Genomic DNA, 18,716 nt, shown 5'->3' with positions numbered 1-18,716 from the left:
CCCCGATGAACGCCCTCCTGCCGCCGCAACCAGGTATTCGCGTCACCCTCGCCGATCTGATCGAGATGCGTCATCGCGTGCGCGAAGTGCAACTGTTCTCCACGCCGAGCCAGCGCAGCCCGCTGATCGGCCTGCACCACTCCAAGCTGCGCGGCCGTGGCGTGGACTTCGATCAGGTGCGCGTCTATCAGGCCGGCGACGACGTGCGGACCATCGACTGGCGCGTCACCGCGCGCACCCAGGAGCCGCACACCAAACTGTTCCACGAAGAGCGCGAACGGCCGATTTTCATCATGGTCGAGCAGAGCCGCCGGTTGTTTTTCGGCTCGGGTCTGATGTTCAAGTCGGTGCTCGCCGCCCAGGCCGCGAGCCTGATCGGCTGGGCGGCCCTGGGCCATAACGACCGGGTCGGCGGGCTGGTGTACGGCGACAACGAGCACTACGAAATCAAGCCCCGGCGCAGCAAACAGAGCCTGCTGCAATTGCTCAACCGACTGGTGCGGGTCAATCAGTCGTTGCACACCGAAAGCGAACCGGACCGCGATGCGTTCGGCATTGCCCTGCGCCGTGCCCGGGAAGTGTCGCGCCCCGGCAGCCTGGTGATTGTGATTTGCGATGAGCGCGCCTTGACCGAGAGCGCCGAACAGCAATTGAGCCTGCTGTCGCGCCATTGCGACCTGTTGCTGTTGCCGCTGTCCGACCCGCTGGATCACGCCCTCCCCGCTGCCGGTTTGCTGCGTTTTGCCGAGCGCGGCGCGCAGCTGGAGCTCGACACCCTGAATTTCGAACTGCGCCAGACTTACCGCGCCCAGGCCGAGGCACGCATCGCCCGCTGGGAACTGCTGGCGCAAAAACTGCGGGTGTTGTTGATGCCGTTGAGCACCCAGAGTGAAATGGTCGAGCAACTGCGCGAGTACCTGAACCCTCAGAAGCCGGGGAAAGGTCGATGAACGGTCTCGAACAATTGCAACCGCTGATCTCTCCGCCGGCGATCGGTTTCTGGCCGCCGGCACCGGGTTGGTGGGGCCTGCTGTTGCTGGTGCCCGCCCTGGGCTTCGGCCTGTGGAAACTGCGGCGTTATCTTCCGCAAAAGCACGCGGTGGTGCGCGCCGAACAACCGCTGGACCCGGTGCGCCTCGCCGCGCTGGCGGAACTGGCGCTGATGCCCAAGCCCTACGACGGTGCGCCCGCGGGCGCCTGGCTGCAGCAACTCAACGGCCTGCTCAAGCGCCTGTGCCGCAACCATTACCCTTACAGCCAAAGCCACACACTCAACGGGCGCAAATGGCTGGCCTTCCTCGACAACCGCTGCCCCGCAGCCGGTCTGACCCGCTGGATGGTGCTGGTCGAAGGCGCCTACAAACCCGAGTGCAAACTCGACGACAAGGCCATCGCCGGCCTGACCCAGGCTGTCGACACCTGGATTCGCAAACATGTTTGAGTTCGCCTGGCCGTGGATCTTCGCCCTGCTGCCATTGCCGTGGCTGATGCGTCTGGTGCTGCCGGTGGCCGACAGTGGCGAGCCGGCGCTCAAAGTCAGTTTTCTCAGCGACCTCGAAGGCCTGGCCCGGCGCCGCGCCCGCGCCAACCTGCCGGCCTGGCGGCAACAGGCGCCGTTCCTGCTGCTGTGGTTGATGCTGCTGAGCGCCGCGGCGCGCCCGCAATGGCTCGGCGAGCCGCTGCCGATCGCGGCCAGTGGTCGCGACCTGCTGGTGGCCGTGGACGTGTCCGGCTCCATGGATTTCCCCGACATGCAGTGGCAGGACGAAGACGTCAGCCGCCTGACGCTGGTCCAGCACCTGCTCGGTGACTTCCTCGAAAGCCGCGATGGCGACCGGGTCGGCTTGATCCTGTTCGGCAGCCAGGCCTACCTGCAAGCCCCGCTGACCTTTGACCGCCACACCGTGCGCGTCTGGCTCGACGAAGCGCGCATCGGCATCGCCGGCAAGAACACCGCCATCGGCGACGCCATTGGCCTGGCCCTCAAGCGCCTGCGCCAACGCCCGGCTCAGAGCCGGGTGCTGATCCTGGTGACGGATGGCGCCAACAACGGTGGTGAAATCGACCCGCTCACCGCGGCACGCCTTGCTGCCCGGGAAGGGGTGAAAATCTATCCAATCGGTATTGGTGCCGACCCGGAGGAAGCTGGCAACCTGGGATTCCTTGGCATCAATCCGAGCCTGGACCTCGATGAACCATCACTGATAGCGATTGCCGAGGCGACCGGCGGCCGTTACTTCCGGGCCCGCGATGGCAAGGAGCTGCAAGCGATCAAGACCACCCTCGACCAACTGGAGCCCGTGACCCAGCAACCCACCCAGGCGCGCCCGGCCCGGACACTGTATCAATGGCCCCTGGCGATGGCGCTGCTGTTGAGCCTGTTGCTGGTGGCGCGCGCACTCTGGCCGGACAACCTGCTGCAACGCCTGTTTACCAAGGACCTGTTTTTGCAAACACAACGGCCTGACTGGCGCCAGCGTCTCAAGCGCCTGCGGCTGCGGAGGCGTCGATGAGCGCGCTCTGGCCTTACTGGTTCCGCCCCTGGTGGCTGCTGTTGCTGCCGCTGCTGGGCTGGTTGCTGTGGAAACTCTGGCACCGGCAGAAGCGTGCCGGACGCTGGCAGATGATCCTGCCACCGGCCTTCCATGGGGTGCTGCTCAGCGGTGGCAGCGGGCGCGACAGCAAACTGCCGTGGGTCGCCCTGGGCGTGGCGTGGCTGCTGACCATCCTGGCGTTGCTGGGTCCGAGCTGGGAACGTGTCGAACAACTGAGCCAGAAACCCGCCGACCCCTTGGTGGTGATCCTGGAGCTGACCCCGGAAATGCTCGCCACCGACGTGCAGCCCAACCGCCTGGAACAGGCCCGGCGCAAGCTCTTCGACCTGCTGCAAAACCGCAGCGACGCGCAGACCGCCATCGTCGTCTACGCCGGCAGCGCCCACACGCTGGTGCCGCTGTCGGACGACCTGACCACCAGCCGCAATCTGCTGGACGCGCTCAAGCCGTCGCTGATGCCCGAAGCCGGTCATCGCGCCGATCTGGCGGTGGCCAAGGCCCTGACCCTGCTGGAGCAAGCCGCCCTGGGCGATGGCCGGATCCTGCTGATCGGCTCGTCGCTGACGGAACAGGAACGCCTGGGGATTCGTCGCGCGTTAAGCGGCAAATCCACCCAGTTCCTGATGCTCGGCATCGGCACCGCCGAGGGCGCGCCGATCACCCAGGAAGACGGCAGTTTCCTGAAGGACGAACAGGGCGCGATTCTGGTGCCGCACCTGGACGAGCCCGGCCTGAAAGCCTTTGCCAATGATCTGGACGGGCGCTATCGCCATGCGCGACTGGGCGACAGTGATCTGCGTGCGCTGGGCCTGCTCGATGGCCCGCGCCACTTGCGCAACGACGGCCAGACCCTGCGCCTGGACGCCTGGGCCGACCAGGGTTACTGGCTGTTGTTGCCACTGTTGCTGCTGGCGGCCTGTGCCGGTCGGCGTGGCTGGTTGCTCTGCCTGCCGCTGCTCCTTGCGCTGCCACAACCCAGCCATGCCTTCGATTTCCAGGACTTGTGGCTGCGCCCCGATCAACAGGGCCAGCACCTGCTCAAGCAGAAACGCCCGGCCGAAGCCGCGCAGCACTTCGAAGATCACCAGTGGCAAGGCGTGGCGCTGTACGAGGCCGGCGATTTCAGCGGCGCCGCCCAGCGGTTCGCCGAGGGCAACGATGCCCACGCCCACTACAATCGAGGCAACGCCCTGGCTAAAAGCGGTGAACTGGAGGCGGCGCTGGACGCCTATGACCAGGCCCTCGAACGCCAACCGGACCTACGCCCGGCGCTGACCAACAAGGCCCTGGTGGAAACCCTGCTCAAGCAGAAAACCACCCCGCCCACCGCTGAGCCGGACAATTCCGCCAGCGAGGAGAATCCAGCGTCCGCACAAGAACCACCGCCCGGTGCGGCCACCCAGGCGCAGAGCCCAGGCGAGCCGAAAACCGCGGATTCGCAGACAGACGCCAATGCCGAACCCTCGCCTGCCAGGCCGCCGAAACCGGGCAGCAATGAAGTCCCGGGCAGCGAATTGGGCGACGAACAACACACCACGCCGCCCATGCGCCCGGCCACCGACAGCCTCGACGGCGAGCAGCAGCAGGCGCTGGAGCAATGGCTGCGGCAGATCCCGGATGATCCGGGCGAGTTGCTCAGGCGCAAATTCTGGTACGAACAGCAACAACATCAGGATCAGGGAAAAACTCGATGACCCGCTTCACCGCTTTCACGTTCGCCTTTGTGTTGTACACCGTTCAGGCCCAGGCTGCGGAGCTGGTCGCCAGTGTCGACCGCACGCGCCTGAACTCCGGCGAGACCATCGAGCTGATCCTGGAATCCAACGACGTCACCCAGTTCGGCAAGCCGGACCTGACGCCGCTGGAACCGCTGTTCGAAGTGCGCGGCACCCGCCAGGTCAACCAGTTGAACACCCTCAGCGGCGAAAACCGCGCCACCACCCGCTGGATCGTTACCCTGCTACCGCTGCAGACCGGCAGCGTGGTCATCCCGTCGTTGAAGCTGGGCGACGTGGAAAGCCAGCCGATCACCGTGCAAGTGGTCGAGAGCCAAACCCAGGAAAACACCCACAAACTGGCCCCGGTGTTCATCGACGCCAGCCTCGATCAAACCAGTGTGTACGTGCAGGCCCAGGCGATCCTGACCTTGCGCATTTACCATTCGGTGTCGCTGTACGACGACAGCAGCCTGCCGCCGTTGCAGATCCCCGATGCGCGCATTGAACAGCTGGGCGAATCGCGCACCTATGAAAAAGACATCAATGGCGTGCGTCACGGCGTGATTGAAATGCGCTACGCGATCTACCCGCAGCACAGCGGTGAGCTGATCATTCCGGGACAGATCTTCAATGCCGCGCTGGTGGATGCGCAACCCGCCCAGGACGCCACGTCGCCGGCACCGAAGTCCGGCAAACTGATGCGGGTCAGCTCCGGCGAAATCCTCCTGACGGTCAAGGCCAAGCCCATCACTTACCCCGCCGACCTGCCCTGGTTGCCGGCGCGCAGCCTGACGCTCAGCGAGACCTGGAATCCGGAGCCCGAGCACGTGCAGGTCGGCGATTCGCTGACTCGCAGCCTGACGGTGAAGGCCGAGGGCCTGGCCAGCTCGCAACTGCCGCCGCTGCCCGGCACCGAAGTCAATGGCTTGCGCCGCTATCCGGATCAGCCGGTGCTGGGCAACCAGAACAGCGACCGTGGCCTGGTTGGCAGTCGCGAGGACCGCGAAGCGCTGGTGCCCGCGCGCAGCGGTTCAATCGAGCTGCCGTCGGTCGAAGTGATCTGGTGGAACACTTTCGAAGACCATTTGGAGCACAGCAGCCTGCCGGCCCGGACCCTGCAGGTCGCGGCCAATCCGAGCCTGATGGTCGACACGCCAGCCGGCACCGCGCCCCTCAACGCGACGGTCGACAGCGAAAGCCTGTGGCGCTGGAAGCTCAGCACCTTGGTCCTGGCGTGCACCACCCTGCTGGGCTTCGGCCTGTGGTGGCGCGCACGCTGGCAACCGGCAATCCTGCGCGCGGCGCAAACCGGCCCGAGCCCGCGCACAGTGCTCGACGAGCTCAAGCGCGCCTGCCAGGCCAATGACTCCCACGCCACCCGCCAGGCCCTCGACGCCTGGGCCCGGCAGCAACCGGAAACCCTGGCCGACATGGCCGCCCGCTTCGTGCCACTGTCCGATGCCCTGGACGGCCTGAACGGCGCGCTGTACAGCGAAACCGGCCAGCACTGGCAAGGTGACGAGCTGTGGCGGGCGATTCGGGCGATCCCGATGGCCGAGCGGGTTCAGGACCCGGTGGGCGACAGCGGGCTGCCGCCGCTGTATCCCAAATAGAATCAAAAGATCGCAGCCTGCGGCAGCTCCTACAGGGTGTACGTCGAACCATTGTAGGAGCTGCCGCAGGCTGCGATCTTTTTTGCCTTTCGGCATTCCCGACTGTTTACCAGTAAACTCCCTCCCCTTTAGCCACAATCCATTTCCCATGTGGCCATCACCCAATTCCTACGGAGTTCGCCTTGCGTCTGTTCCACACCTCCGACTGGCACCTCGGGCAGAACCTGCACGGCCAGGATCGCGATTTCGAGCACGGCTGTTTTCTCGACTGGCTGCTGCGCCAGCTCAAACTCGATCAGCCGGATGTGTTGCTGATCGCCGGCGATATCTTCGACACGGTCAACCCGCCGGTCAAAGCCCAGGAACGCCTCTACGACTTCATCGTCAGCGCCCACGAACAGCAACCGAAGCTGACCATCGTGATGATCGCCGGCAACCACGACTCCGGCTCACGGATCGAGCTGCCCGCACCGCTGATGCGCCGTTTGCGCACCCACGCGCTGGGGCGGGTGCTGTGGCTCGATGACGGTCAGCTGGATGCCGAGCGCCTGCTGCTGCCGCTGCCCAATGCCAAAGGCAAGGTCGTGGCCTGGTGCCTGGCGCTGCCGTTCCTGCGTCCCGCCGAAGTCACCGGTGCGCACCTGGGCGACAACTACCTGCGCGGTATCGGCCAGGTTCACGAATGGCTGATCGAAGCCGCCAACGCCAAACGAAAGAAAGGCCAGGCATTGATCGCCATCAGCCATGCGCACATGGCCGGGGGCTCAGTGTCCGAAGACTCCGAGCGCAGCCTGATCATCGGCAACGCCGAAGCCCTGCCGGCCAGCCTGTTCGGACCGAGCATCAGCTATGTCGCCCTGGGGCACTTGCACAAACCGCAGAAGGTCAACGGCGAAGAGCGAATTCGCTACTGCGGCTCACCCATTCCGCTGTCGTTCTCCGAGATCGGCTACAAGCACCAGATTCTCGACATCACCCTCGACGGCGAAACCCTGGTCAGTGTCGAGCCCAGACTCATTCCTCGCGCGGTCAATCTGCAACGCATCGGCCCGGCCCCGCTGGCGGAGATCCTGCTGCAACTGGCCGAACTGCCGATCATCGACCTGTTGGCCGACTACCAGCGCCAGCCCTGGCTGGAGGTGCGGGTACGCCTCGACGAACCGCAACCGGACCTGCGCAACCAAGTGGAAACCGCCCTGCAAGGCAAGGCCGTGCGCCTGGTGCGCATCGCGGCGGAATACGCGGGCGCCGGCAGCCGTGACGGCACCGATGACGATACGACGCTGATCGAGCTGGACCAGCTCACGCCCCAGGAACTGTTCAGCCGCGCCTGGCACGACAACTACGGCAGCGAGGTCGACGAGCAAACCCTAAAGGACTTTGCCGAGCTGCTACACGATGTGCAGATGGAGAGCGAACAGCCATGAAGATTCTCGCGATCCGCCTGAAAAACCTCGCCTCGCTGGCCGGCCCTTTCGAGATCGACTTCACTGCCGAACCGCTGGCCAGTGCTGGCCTGTTTGCCATCACCGGCCCGACTGGCGCCGGCAAAAGCACCTTGCTCGATGCCTTGTGCCTGGCGCTGTTCGGCACGGTGCCGCGACTCAACAGCGTGCAGCCCTCGGCCAAGGCGCCGGATGTCGATGGCGAAATCGGCACCGGCGATCCTCGCACCCTGTTGCGTCGCGGCACCGGTGAAGGTTACGCCGAGGTCGATTTCGTCGGCATCGACGGCCGTCGCTACCGTGCCCGCTGGGAAGCCAACCGCGCACGGGAAAAAGCCGCCGGCCGGCTGCAAGCCAGTCGCCAAAGCCTGCGCGACATCGACCAGGACCAGCTGCTTGCCAGTCAGAAGCTTGAATTCAAAACCCGGATCGAAGCGGTACTGGGCCTGAACTTCGAACAGTTCACCCGCGCCGTGCTGTTGGCGCAAAGCGAGTTCAGCGCTTTCCTCAAGGCCGATGACAACGACCGCAGCGAACTGCTGGAAAAGCTCACCGACACAGCCCTCTACACCCGCTTGGGCCGCCGCGCGTTTGACAAGACCAAGGAAGCCCGCGAAGCCCACAAACTGTTGCAGGATCAGGCCAGCGGAGTCACGCCACTGGCACCCGAAGCCCGGGCCGAACTGGACGCGCGTTTCACCGCGGCGCAGCAACAACTCAAGTTGCAGCAGGCGCAGCTCAGGCAGCTTGAGTTGCAGCACACTTGGCTCAAGGAACTGCGTCAGCTGCAGGACGCGCAACACAGCGCCACCGAACAACGGCAATCGGCGCAGGCCCACTGGCAAAACCTGGCCGGCGAACGCCTCAGGCTGGCGCGCCTGGAGCAACTGGCGCCACAACGGCACCAGTTCGCCCGCAAAGCCCAGATCGATACGCTGCTGACACCTTTGGCGGCGCAAATCGCCCAACATACGCAGCAGCAAGGCGAACTCGTCGAGCGACATACGCAGCTTGAGCAACAGCTCAACGCCGCACGAATCGCCTTGAGCGAAGCGCAACAGCGCCAAACCGACAGCTTGCCGTTGCTGCGTCAGGCCTTCGAAGAACAAAGCACCCTCGCCCGCCTCGCCAGGGACACAGCCCTGAGCGCTGAATCCAAGCACAACGCCGAACAGGCCTGTGCTCAAGGCCAACAGGCGATTCAAGGCTTGCACGAACGGCAGGCTCAAGTGGCCGAACACCTGCAGCGCATCGCCACCGAACTGGAGCAAAGCGCCCATCTGGCGCCGCTGAGCGATGCCTGGAATGCCTACCGCGATCGCCTGCAACAGTTGATGCTGATCGGCAATCGACTCAATCAAGGCCAGGCCGAACTGGCCAGCCTCGAACAGAACGCCACGCAGACCGCACAAGCACTCACTGCACAAAAACAGCAGCTGGAAGTGTTGTTCAAGGAGGCCGACGCCGAGCCCGATGCGGTCGCCGAGCAGATCGGTATTCTCGGCAACCTGTTGCAGGACAACCGCAAGCAACTGCGCGCCATCGAAGACCTGACGCGGCTGTGGGCCAGCCAGCAGGAGCTGGACAAGCGCGCTGCCGAACTGCAACAACGCCAGCTCACCGCCCAGCAGGAACGCGAGCGCCTGACCCAGGATGGGGTCAAGGCCAAGGCTGAACTGAGCGTCGCCGAACAGACCCTCAACGTCACCCGAGAACTGCTGGAACGCCAGCGACTGGCGCGCAGTGCCAGTGTCGAGGAATTGCGTGCGCAGCTGCACGACGATCAGCCTTGCCCGGTCTGCGGCAGCCACGAGCATCCGTACCATCAGCCCGAAGCGCTGCTGCAAAGCCTCGGACGCTTCGACGAGAGCGAGCAAGCCAACGCGCAGAAAGCCGTCGACTTGCTCAAGGAAAAGCTCACCGACCTGCGCGCCGAAGTCGGCGGCCTGATCGCCCAGCAAAAGGAGCTGCTGCAACAGCAGGAGCAACTGGCGACCCAGCAACAGACCTTGGCGCCAAGCCTTGAAGCGCATCCGCTGGCAGCGCAACTACTGGATCAGGACGCCGACAAACGTGACGCCTGGCTCACCCGGCAAACCAGCCAGCTGAATCAGAGCATCACCCAGGACGAGCAACGGCAAACCACCCTGCTCACCCTGCAACAGGACGCCGCGCGCCTGACCCAGCAACTGCGCCAAGCCGAAACCGCGCACCAGCAAGCGGCCCGGCAACTGGACAACCAACAGCGCGAACTGGGCAGCGACCGTCAGCGTCTGGACGAAGAACTCACCGCGTTCGCCAGCCTGTTGCCCGCCGAGACCCTCGAAGCGTTGCGCGTCGAGCCGGCAGCGACCTTCATGCAGTTGGATCGACAGATCACCGAGCGCCTGGCGCAACTCGATCAGCAGAAGGAAGAGCTTGCCGAGCAGCAACAGCGCCAGCAACAGCTGGAAAAGGAACAGGATCGGCAGCAGACTCGCGTGCAACAGTCGCAGGTCGCCGAACAGCAGTTCAATGCGCTGGCTGAACAACAGCAGGCGAGCCAGCAGACGCTCGGACAATTGCTCGGCGACCACAGCAGTGCCGAACATTGGCAGCAGCAGCTTGAGCACAACGTGGAAACGGCACGCAGCGCTGACACCACCACGGCCCAGGAACTGCAAAGCGTCCTCACACAACAGGTGCGCGTCGCCACCGAACTCAAGGCGCAGCAGGAACGCCTGCAAGCGCTGGAAAGCGAAGACACGCAACTGGCCGGCAACATCGCCGACTGGCGCGCCCATCATCCGGAGCTGGATGACGCCGGCCTCGAAGATCTGTTACGGGTTGATGACGCGCAGGTCAGCGAGCTGCGCCAACGCTTGCAGCACAGCGAAAAAGCCATCGAACAGGCGAGCGTCCTGGTGCAGGAACGCGATCAGCGTTTGCTTGATCACCAGGCGCAAAGCAACGGCAACCTGGACGCCGAACAACTCGATGCCGCTCTCACCGACCTGCAAAAACAGTTTGTCGTCAGCGAACAGCAGTGCGCCGAGTTGCGCGCCGAGCAGGCGGAGGATCAGCGCCGGCAGAACGCCAATCAGGCGCTGGCCCGGCAAATCGCCGAGGCTTACACCGAGTATCAACGCTGGGCGCGCCTCAGTGCGTTGATCGGTTCGGCCACCGGCGACACCTTCCGCAAGATCGCCCAGGCCTACAACCTCGACCTGCTGGTGCACCACGCCAACGTGCAACTGCGCCAACTGGTGCGCCGCTATCGCCTCAAGCGGGGCGGCAGCATGCTCGGGCTGCTGGTGATGGACACCGAGATGGGCGACGAGCTGCGGTCGGTGCATTCGCTGTCCGGGGGCGAAACCTTCCTGGTGTCGCTGGCCCTGGCACTGGGCCTGGCCTCGATGGCGTCGAGCACGCTGAAAATCGAATCGCTGTTCATCGACGAGGGCTTTGGCAGCCTCGACCCGGAATCTTTGCAATTGGCCATGGACGCCCTCGACGGCTTGCAGGCCCAGGGGCGCAAGGTCGCGGTGATTTCCCACGTGCAGGAAATGCATGAGCGGATTCCGGTGCAGATTCAGGTTCACCGCCAGGGCAACGGCCTCAGTACCCTGGAGGTGAAATGATCACGCTCTACTCCTTCCGCCGCTGCCCCTACGCCATGCGGGCGCGCATGGCCCTGCGTTACTCGGGAGTGGCCGTGGAGATTGTCGAAGTCAGCCTCAAGGCCAAGCCCGCCGAGATGCTCGCGCTGTCGAGCAAGGGCACGGTGCCGGTGCTGAGCGTTGAAGGCCGGGTGATTGATGAAAGCCTGCAAATCATGCATTGGGCGCTGGCACAGAATGATCCGCAGGATTGGTTGCTCAAGGATGAGCCGCAGGGACAATGCGCCATCGCGGCGTTGATCGAAGAGAACGATCAGGCGTTCAAGGTGCAGCTCAATCGCTACAAGTACGCCGAGCGCTATCCCGAACAGCCGATGGAGCATTACCGCGCCGAAGGTGAAATATTTCTGCGCAAGCTGGATGAGTTGCTGGAGGGTCGGGATTATTTGCTGGCCGACCATCCCAGCCTGGCCGATGTGGCGTTGATGCCGTTCATACGGCAATTCGCCCATGTCGATCGCGAGTGGTTCGCGCAGACGCCTTATGGACGGTTGCAGGCCTGGTTGCAGCGGTTTCTGGATTCGGATTTATTCACATCGATCATGAAGAAATAACCGCTTTTCTGTAGGAGCGAGCATGCTCGCGATGGTCGTTAACGATAACGTGGGGAATCTGACACCCCACTGCTTTCTCGGGTCCATCGCGAGCATGCTCGCTCCTACAGGGGGCCGTGTGGTTTACGCCAGCACTTCACACATGCCGATCACCGAGCAATCGACCTGGAACGGCCCGAAAAACCCGCTATCGGGTTTGAGCGGCGGGTTGCCGGCCAGCATGCCCATGGCCTTGGCGATCTCGATGTTGCGCGCGATGTTGTGATTGGCCTCCATGGCCCGTGCCACCCCGCCTATCGAACCTTGCCCGATGCCCAGCAAGGAAAAGCCATTGGTGATGAACGCCAGAAAGGCGATAACCAGGAGTTTGCAACGGTTCATGCTCCGCCCACTCCCGCCAGATCAGCCTGATCGACCAGCGCCTGTTGTGCGCGGTGTTCAAACTGGATGCCAGGGTGTGCGACTTGGATAGGCGCTTCGAAGGATTGTTGCGATTGTGGCGAAAGACTGACAACCAGCACCATGACCAGGTAAAGACCGATAGCCACATAGGCGCCGCGTTTGGCAGAAGTGATGATTGCGCTGGCCATGATGAACTCCGTGGGCATGTTTCAGAGCCCACAGAATCGGTCAAAAAAGCATCAGCGACCAACCACCCTTGTCTATAGCGAATATCATCTGCGTTGATCATTGAAGAAGACTATTTCAGTCTTCGATAAAACTAATCATGCGCTCGCGGGCAGCGTCGGGCTCCCCGGAAAATGGCTCGGCAGCGGACAGAATTGGAGTGGAATAGAGGAACAGCAGAACCACGGCCAGACGCATCGCCATCTTGTCGATCCTTTTCTAGTGAAGGAGTCAAAAAATCCGCGTCAAATTTAAACCGATGGCCATGTGATATCAAGCGCTACATGAATGGCTAAATGATGTTGTCGTAAACGCGTTATGCAGGAGCGACATCTGTTGCAGCTCGCGAAGCCCGCTTCCATGTAGGAGCGAGCCCTGCTCGCGATTGAAGTCCAGGCGCTGCGGGCAATCAGGCTGTCCGCGTCATCGTTGACGACCATCGCGAGCAGGGCTCGCTCCTACACGGAAGCGGGCTTCGCCAGCTGCTACAGGGATTGCGGGGATAAACGCTCAGTGCTGGGCTTTGTGATCCAGCGCGGCGTAGAAGTTGGCACTTTGTTGCAGGTATTTCGGGGTGTAGCTCTGGGTGTGGGATTTTTTGTCGCTGATTTCAACGTTGGCACTGGCTGGCAGGGCCACGGTGGCAGAGATGGCGGAAGCGGCGATGATGGAGAAGAGATTGAAGTTCATGGTGTATTCCTCGAAGTCAGTTGGCTTGCTTGCCCGGTGGGGCCGTGAAGCAAACTTAACCTTCGAGGAACGACGCCTTGAAATCTTTTGTAGCACTACCAAATATCAGGCTCATTGATAGAAAGCTACAGGCCCCGCGAACCGAGGCCTGCGGTCTATTGTCGCAGCACAAACTTCAGGTCGCTTGGCGCGTCCATCGGCAGTTTCTGCACGGTTTTGCCGAGCAGACCGCTGTTGGCATCACGTTCGACGACGACGATCTGGTTGCTTTTCTGGTTGGCGATCAGCACGAACTTGCCGCCGGGATCGAGGCTGAACTCCCGTGGATGGTCGCCCTCCACCGACCTGCGCTGCAGCTCCTTGAGATGCCCGCTCAGCGGATCGATGGCGAACACCAGCAACTGATTGGCGGTGCCCCGGTTGCTGACGTAGAGAAACTTGCCATCGCGGGAGGCGTGCAGCGCGGCGCCCGCCTTGTCGGACACTGGCTGGCCGGCCGCCAGATCGACCATTTGCGTCTGCTCAAGCGTGCCGTCCCGGTAATCGAACACCGCGACCCGGGCGCTCATTTCCATGGTCAGCCAGGCGTGTTTGCCATCAGCGCTGAACAGCAGATGACGCGGGCCGCTGCCGGGTGGCAGCTGGACGAATGCCGGCGTGGCCGGGGTCAACGGCAGGTCGGGATTGGCCTTGGGGTCGAAGCGGTAGACGAAAACCCTGTCCGCGCCCAGGTCATTGGAGAACACGTACTTGCCATCCGGCGACGTAATCGTCGAATGCACATGCGCCGACATCTGCCGTTCGGGATTGACCCGGCTGGCGGGATGGCTGCTCATCTGCACCACCGGCTTCAGCGTGCCATCTGCCGCCACCGGCAACACCGCCAGGGTGCCGCCCGGATCTTCGGCCACTGAGTAATTGCTGACGAACAGATGGCTGGCATCCGCGCTGAGGCTCGAATGCGTTGGCTCGTTGCCCAGGCTCTGCACCTGATTGATCAGGCTCAGTTCATGGGTCTTGGGGTCGATCGCGTAGCTGCTGACCCGTCCGACCGGTTCGGCCTGGCCCGGGCCATTTTCATTGACCACGAACAGGCGTCGCTGATCCCCGGACAGGGTCAGCCAGGACGGGTTTTCGCTGATGATCACTTGCAACGGCCTGGGGTTGATCTGCCCGGTCGCGCTGTCGAAATTGAGCCGGTAAATGCCCTGGCTTTGCCCGGCGGTGTACGACCCCACGAGCAATGAATACTCATCGGCGCAGGCGCCCTGAACGCCCATCGCGCCGATGCTGGCGGCGATCAGCAGCGGCCAGAGGTTACGCATCCTCTTGTTCGTCGTCTTCGTTGTCGCCGCTGATGACATCGCCGAGGCAGACCAGACGGTGTTCGCCGCCGTCATCCTTGATCAGCCAGCTCTGCAACGTCGTATCGAAGGTCGCCGCCTGGATCTGTGCCGGGGTGAACTCCCAGTGCTTGGCCGCTCGACCGTCCATGCATTCGATATGCAGGTTGTCGTCGACATCAAGGGCGAATTCGAAGGCATGCAGCCCATCGATTTCCACCATACCGCAGTGTTCGAGGGCATTGAGCAAGGTATCGGTTACAGCAGTCATGGCAGTCAATCTTTGAATGGGAAAGACGCAATGATAGCTCATGCACCACATTCCCTGTGGGAGCGGGCTTGCTCGCGAAGGCGGCGTGTCAGTCAATGATGATGTCGACTGACATGCCGCCTTCGCGAGCAAGCCCGCTCCCACAGGGGTTATGCGTGTGTTGGTCAGATCGGGGCGCGCGACGGGTTGCCATCCACCAGCCGCTGGATGCCCAGCGGATTGGCGTTCTTCAGCGCGTCCGGCAACAGGTTGTCGGGGTAATTCTGCAAGCACACCGGGCGCAGGAAGCGATCGATGGCCAGGGTGCCCACCGACGTGCCACGGGCATCCGAAGTCGCCGGATACGGCCCGCCATGGACCATCGAATCACAGACTTCCACGCCGGTCGGATAGCCATTGAGCAGGATCCGCCCGACCTTCTGTTCCAGCAATGCGGTCAATTCGCCGAACTGCTCGAAATCCGCCTGTTCGCCGATGATTGTCGCCGTTAATTGGCCGTGCAAGCCATTCAACGCAGCGCTGAGTTGCGCCTGATCCGCCACTTCGACCACCACCGTGGTCGGGCCGAACACTTCCTCTTGCAACACCTCGTCGCCCTCGATCAGCAAGCCCGCATCAGCCTTGAACAGCTGAGGCTGCGCCTGGCGACCCGACTGGGTTTGCCCCGCCAGATGCTCGATACGCGGATGATCGAGCAGTTTCTGCAAGCCCTTGCCATAGCTGCCCAGGGTCCCGGCGTTGAGCATGGTTTGCGCCGGCTGGTCGGCCATCATCTGCGTCAGTAATGCCAGGAACGCGCTGAACTGCGGCGATCGGATGCCGATCACCAGGCCGGGGTTGGTGCAGAACTGGCCACAGCCTTGAACCACCGAAGCCGACAGGCCACGGGCAATGGTGTCCGTGCGTGCTTGCAGCGCCTGGGGCAGTACGATCACCGGGTTGATGCTCGACATTTCGGCGAACACCGGGATCGGTTGCGCACGCGCCGCCGCCATGTCGCACAGGGCTCGACCGCCCTTGAGCGAACCGGTAAAGCCCACCGCCTGGATCGCCGGGTGCTTGACCAGCGCCTCGCCGACCCCGCCGCCGTAGATCATGTTGAACACGCCGGCCGGCATCGCGGTTTTGTGCGCGGCGCGCAGGATCGCATCGGCCACCTGTTCGGCGGTGGCCATGTGGCCGCTGTGGGCCTTGAACACCACCGGGCAGCCGGCGGCCAGGGCTGCAGCGGTGTCGCCGCCCGCCGTGGAAAACGCCAGGGGAAAGTTGCTGGCACCGAACACCGCCACCGGCCCGAGGCCGATGCGATGTTGGCGCAAGTCCGGACGCGGCAAGGGTTGGCGCTCGGGTAACGCGCGGTCGATGCGCGCGCCATAGAAATCACCACGACGCAACACGCTGGCGAACAGACGCATCTGGCCGCTGGTGCGCCCGCGCTCACCGATGATCCGTGCCGCCGGCAACGCGGTTTCGCGACACACCAGGCTCACGAAGTCATCGCCCAGTGCGTCCAGCTCATCGGCAATCGCTTCGAGGAACTGGGCACGACGCTCGCCACTCAGACCGCGATAGGTCGGGTATGCGGCCGCGGCAGCCTTGGCCGCGGCATCGACTTCTTCCGGCGTGGCCTGGATGAAATCATGGGGCAAGGCTTCGCCGGTTTCAGCGTCGACGCTGTGCAATTTGACGTTGCCCAACGCACTGCGCTGGCCACCGATGTAGTTGTGACCAAGAATCGGGGTCATGAAAAGCTCCTCAAAGTGTGCCGACGGTGCCGGGTTCGAACGCCGCTGCAACGGGGGCAATGCCATTGATCAACGGCGCGCCGAATTCGGCCTGGCTGATCTCGAACACATCGCCCGGTTGCGTGCGAATGCTGTCGGCGAACGACAGGGTCGCGGTGCCGAAGAAGTGAATGTGCACGTCACCCGGACGCAGGAACTGGCTGTACTTGAAATGATGGAATTCGAGGTTCGCCAGGCTGTGACACATGTTGGCTTCGCCGCTGAGGAACTCGTTCTGCCACAGCACTTCACCGTCGCGCAGGATGCGGCTGGTGCCGGCCAGATGCTGGGGCAATTCACCGACCCGCAACTCCGGGCCGTAGCTGCAACTGCGCAGTTTCGAGTGGGCCAGGTACAGGTAGTTCTTGCGTTCCATGACGTGATCGGAGAACTCGTTGCCCACGGCGAAGCCCAGGCGATACGGCTTGCCGTCGTGGCCAATAACATACAGGCCGCTCAGTTCCGGCTCCTCCCCGGCGTCTTCGGCAAACGGCGGTAACGGGAACGGCTGGCCCGGGCGCACGACAATGCTGCCGTCGCCCTTGTAGAACCACTCCGGCTGCACGCCGGCCTGCCCCGCTGCCGGCTTGCCGCCCTCCACGCCCCACTTGAAGATGCGCATGGTGTCGGTCATCGCCGCTTCATCGCCGGCCTGCTGATGCATCTTGTCCCGGGCCGAAGCGCTGCCCAGGTGGGTCAACCCGGTGCCGCTGACCAGCAGGTGCGCCGGGTCCGGGTGGTCCAGCGGCGGCAGAATGCGCAGTTGGGCCAGCAGTTCGGCGTAGTCGTGGCTGATACCGAGCCCCAAGGCTTGCACCTGTTGTTCAAGATTGACGCCCGCCTCGATCGCCGCCAGGGCCAGGTCGCGCACCGTGCGTGCGGCCTGCACTTCGCGCACCTGCTCACCCTCGACCACCCCGACCCGGCGCTCGCCGTTACTCAATTCGAATTGCACCAAACGCATGAATTTTCTCCTTTAAGCAAAACTTGAAAACGCCGCAGTCCCCATGTGGGAGCGGGCTTGCTCGCGAAAGCGGAATATCCGTCGCCATTGATGTTGGATTTGGCGGCCTCTTCGCGAGCAGGCTCGCTCCCACAGGTGTTGTGTCAGGTACGGGAGGCGCCGCGCGCACTCGCCGCAAACTCATCCGCCGGCAGCACGTGCTTGCGTTCCAGCAGGCGATAGACCACGCCGGTCAGCACCAGGCCGAACAGCATCACGCAGGACAGGAAGTACAGGCCCGACGCCAGGTTGCCGGTGTACTCCTTGAGCGCGCCGATCACGAACGGACCGATGTAGCCGCCGAGGTTGCCCACCGAATTGATCAGGGCAATCCCCGCCGCGGCACTGGCACCGGCAAAGAACCGGCCAGGCAAGGTCCAGAACACCGCCGTGCAGGAAAACAGGGCGAAGGCGACCAGGCACAGCGCCATCAATTGCAATACCGGGAACGTCAGCCAGGCACTGAGGAACAGGCCGATGGCGCCCAGTACATAAAGCACTGCCAGGTGGCCGTAACGATCATTCAAGCGATCGGAACTGCGCGGAATGATCAGCAGACCGATGATCCCGAAGATGTAAGGCACGGCCGACACGAACCCGGTCACCAGGTCGCTGCCGCCGAACTGTTTGATCAGGGTCGGCAACCACAAGCCCAGGCCATAGATGCTCAAGGTCACCGGCAGGTAGAACAACGCCAGCAGCAGCACGCGTTTGTCCTTGAGCGCATGCAGCGGGTTGCCATGGCGGGTCTGGCCGTATTCTTCGAGGTCTTTTTTCAGCTCACCGCTCAGCCAGTCCTTTTCCGCCTGGCTCATCCATTTCACCTGTTGCGGGCCGTCGGGCAGGTAGCGCAGCGTCGGCCAGGTCAGCAGGATCGCCGGGGTGCCGATGACGATGAACAGCCATTGCCAGCCGTGCAGCCCCAGCACGCCGTCCATGCCCAGCAAACCGCCGGATACGGGACCAGTGATCATCATCGCGATCGGTTGCGAGAGGATGAACAGGCCGAGGATCTTGCCGCGATGGCGCACCGGGAACCATTGGGTGATGTAGTACAGAACGCCCGGGAAGAACCCGGCCTCCGCCGCACCCAGCAGAAAGCGCATCAGATAGAAGCTGTTCGGCCCCTGGACGAAGGCCATACCGATGGTGATGGCGCCCCAGGTGACCATGATCCGCGCGAACCAGCGTCGCGCACCGAAGCGGTCGAGCATCAGGTTGCTGGGGATTTCCAGCAGGAAGTAGCCAATGAAGAACAGCCCCGCGCCCAGTCCGTAGGCCGCGTCGCCCAGGCCGATGTCGGCGCCCATGTGCAACTTGGCGAACCCCACGGCGGAGCGATCCACATAGGCGATCAGGTACAGCAGGATCAGGAAGGGAATCAGTTTCAGCGTGATGCGACGAATAAGCCGCAGTTCCTGGCTCATGAGATCGGTCTCCGATTGTTGTTTTTA

General features: G+C 63.3%; 17 protein-coding genes. 8 read left to right on the top strand and 9 right to left on the bottom strand.

Annotated features, from left to right (window positions below):
* Positions 1-5: 5 nt before the first annotated feature.
* The 8 genes from F8N66_RS04045 to F8N66_RS04010 all read left to right on the top strand — a co-directional run bounded on the left by F8N66_RS04045 (position 6) and on the right by F8N66_RS04010 (position 11,544).
* Entirely contained in the window at positions 6-950 is a 945-nt protein-coding gene (locus F8N66_RS04045) for a DUF58 domain-containing protein (protein ID WP_150768937.1), read from the top strand.
* Complete coding sequence (locus tag F8N66_RS04040; RefSeq protein WP_150768936.1) at positions 947-1,441, top strand: DUF4381 domain-containing protein; 495 nt, start codon at positions 947-949, stop codon at positions 1,439-1,441. Before F8N66_RS04045 ends, F8N66_RS04040 begins: the two co-directional genes overlap by 4 nt.
* The gene (locus F8N66_RS04035; protein ID WP_150768935.1) at positions 1,434-2,513 is read left to right on the top strand and encodes a vWA domain-containing protein; all 1,080 of its coding nucleotides are present in this window, start codon (positions 1,434-1,436) and stop codon (positions 2,511-2,513) included. The genes F8N66_RS04040 and F8N66_RS04035 overlap by 8 nt, the downstream gene beginning before the upstream one ends.
* Positions 2,510-4,249: a tetratricopeptide repeat protein gene (locus F8N66_RS04030; RefSeq protein ID WP_150768934.1), complete on the top strand. Its 1,740-nt coding sequence runs from the start codon at positions 2,510-2,512 to the stop codon at positions 4,247-4,249. The genes F8N66_RS04035 and F8N66_RS04030 overlap by 4 nt, the downstream gene beginning before the upstream one ends.
* A complete protein-coding gene (locus F8N66_RS04025; RefSeq protein ID WP_150768933.1) occupies positions 4,246-5,886 on the top strand; it encodes a BatD family protein in 1,641 nt (546 codons plus the stop codon). Before F8N66_RS04030 ends, F8N66_RS04025 begins: the two co-directional genes overlap by 4 nt.
* 182 nt (positions 5,887-6,068) lie before the next feature.
* Entirely contained in the window at positions 6,069-7,313 is a 1,245-nt protein-coding gene (locus tag F8N66_RS04020; protein ID WP_150768932.1) for an exonuclease SbcCD subunit D C-terminal domain-containing protein, read from the top strand.
* On the top strand, positions 7,310-10,951 hold the full coding sequence (locus F8N66_RS04015) for an AAA family ATPase (RefSeq protein WP_150768931.1): 3,642 nt from the start codon (positions 7,310-7,312) through the stop codon (positions 10,949-10,951). Before F8N66_RS04020 ends, F8N66_RS04015 begins: the two co-directional genes overlap by 4 nt.
* Complete coding sequence (locus F8N66_RS04010; protein WP_150768930.1) at positions 10,948-11,544, top strand: glutathione S-transferase; 597 nt, start codon at positions 10,948-10,950, stop codon at positions 11,542-11,544. The genes F8N66_RS04015 and F8N66_RS04010 overlap by 4 nt, the downstream gene beginning before the upstream one ends.
* A gap of 123 nt (positions 11,545-11,667) precedes the next feature.
* Here the strand turns inward: F8N66_RS04010 and F8N66_RS04005 are convergent, their stop codons facing one another.
* From F8N66_RS04005 to F8N66_RS03965, 9 genes are all read right to left on the bottom strand, one after another.
* Complete coding sequence (locus F8N66_RS04005; RefSeq protein WP_150768929.1) at positions 11,668-11,925, bottom strand: hypothetical protein; 258 nt, start codon at positions 11,923-11,925, stop codon at positions 11,668-11,670.
* Positions 11,922-12,134 carry a hypothetical protein gene (locus F8N66_RS04000; RefSeq protein WP_150768928.1) on the bottom strand — a complete coding sequence of 71 codons (213 nt, stop codon included), beginning with the start codon at positions 12,132-12,134 and terminating at the stop codon, positions 11,922-11,924. Before F8N66_RS04000 ends, F8N66_RS04005 begins: the two co-directional genes overlap by 4 nt.
* A 115-nt stretch (positions 12,135-12,249) precedes the next feature.
* Positions 12,250-12,375: a hypothetical protein gene (locus F8N66_RS31945; RefSeq protein ID WP_263597732.1), complete on the bottom strand. Its 126-nt coding sequence runs from the start codon at positions 12,373-12,375 to the stop codon at positions 12,250-12,252.
* Between the two features lie 306 nt (positions 12,376-12,681).
* The gene (locus F8N66_RS03995) at positions 12,682-12,861 is read right to left on the bottom strand and encodes a hypothetical protein (RefSeq protein ID WP_150768927.1); all 180 of its coding nucleotides are present in this window, start codon (positions 12,859-12,861) and stop codon (positions 12,682-12,684) included.
* Positions 12,862-13,016: 155 nt separating this feature from the next.
* Positions 13,017-14,186 carry a lactonase family protein gene (locus F8N66_RS03990; protein ID WP_150768926.1) on the bottom strand — a complete coding sequence of 390 codons (1,170 nt, stop codon included), beginning with the start codon at positions 14,184-14,186 and terminating at the stop codon, positions 13,017-13,019.
* Positions 14,179-14,517 carry a DUF5629 family protein gene (locus tag F8N66_RS03985; RefSeq protein WP_150768925.1) on the bottom strand — a complete coding sequence of 113 codons (339 nt, stop codon included), beginning with the start codon at positions 14,515-14,517 and terminating at the stop codon, positions 14,179-14,181. Before F8N66_RS03985 ends, F8N66_RS03990 begins: the two co-directional genes overlap by 8 nt.
* 122 nt (positions 14,518-14,639) lie before the next feature.
* Positions 14,640-16,220 (bottom strand): aldehyde dehydrogenase (NADP(+)), encoded by a 1,581-nt coding sequence (locus F8N66_RS03975; protein WP_150768924.1) that lies wholly within the window; start codon positions 16,218-16,220, stop codon positions 14,640-14,642.
* 10 nt (positions 16,221-16,230) lie between these two features.
* Positions 16,231-17,223: an AraD1 family protein gene (araD1, locus tag F8N66_RS03970; protein ID WP_150768923.1), complete on the bottom strand. Its 993-nt coding sequence runs from the start codon at positions 17,221-17,223 to the stop codon at positions 16,231-16,233.
* A 143-nt stretch (positions 17,224-17,366) separates the two neighbouring features.
* Positions 17,367-18,689 carry an MFS transporter gene (locus F8N66_RS03965; RefSeq protein WP_150768922.1) on the bottom strand — a complete coding sequence of 441 codons (1,323 nt, stop codon included), beginning with the start codon at positions 18,687-18,689 and terminating at the stop codon, positions 17,367-17,369.
* Between the last annotated feature and the right edge of the window lie 27 nt (positions 18,690-18,716).

The sequence above is a fragment of the Pseudomonas fluorescens genome (assembly GCF_902498195.1).
Classification (GTDB): domain Bacteria; phylum Pseudomonadota; class Gammaproteobacteria; order Pseudomonadales; family Pseudomonadaceae; genus Aquipseudomonas; species Aquipseudomonas fluorescens_BU.
The sequence above is the reverse complement of the archived record's forward strand: the minus strand, read 5'-3'. Positions and strand labels throughout refer to the sequence as shown.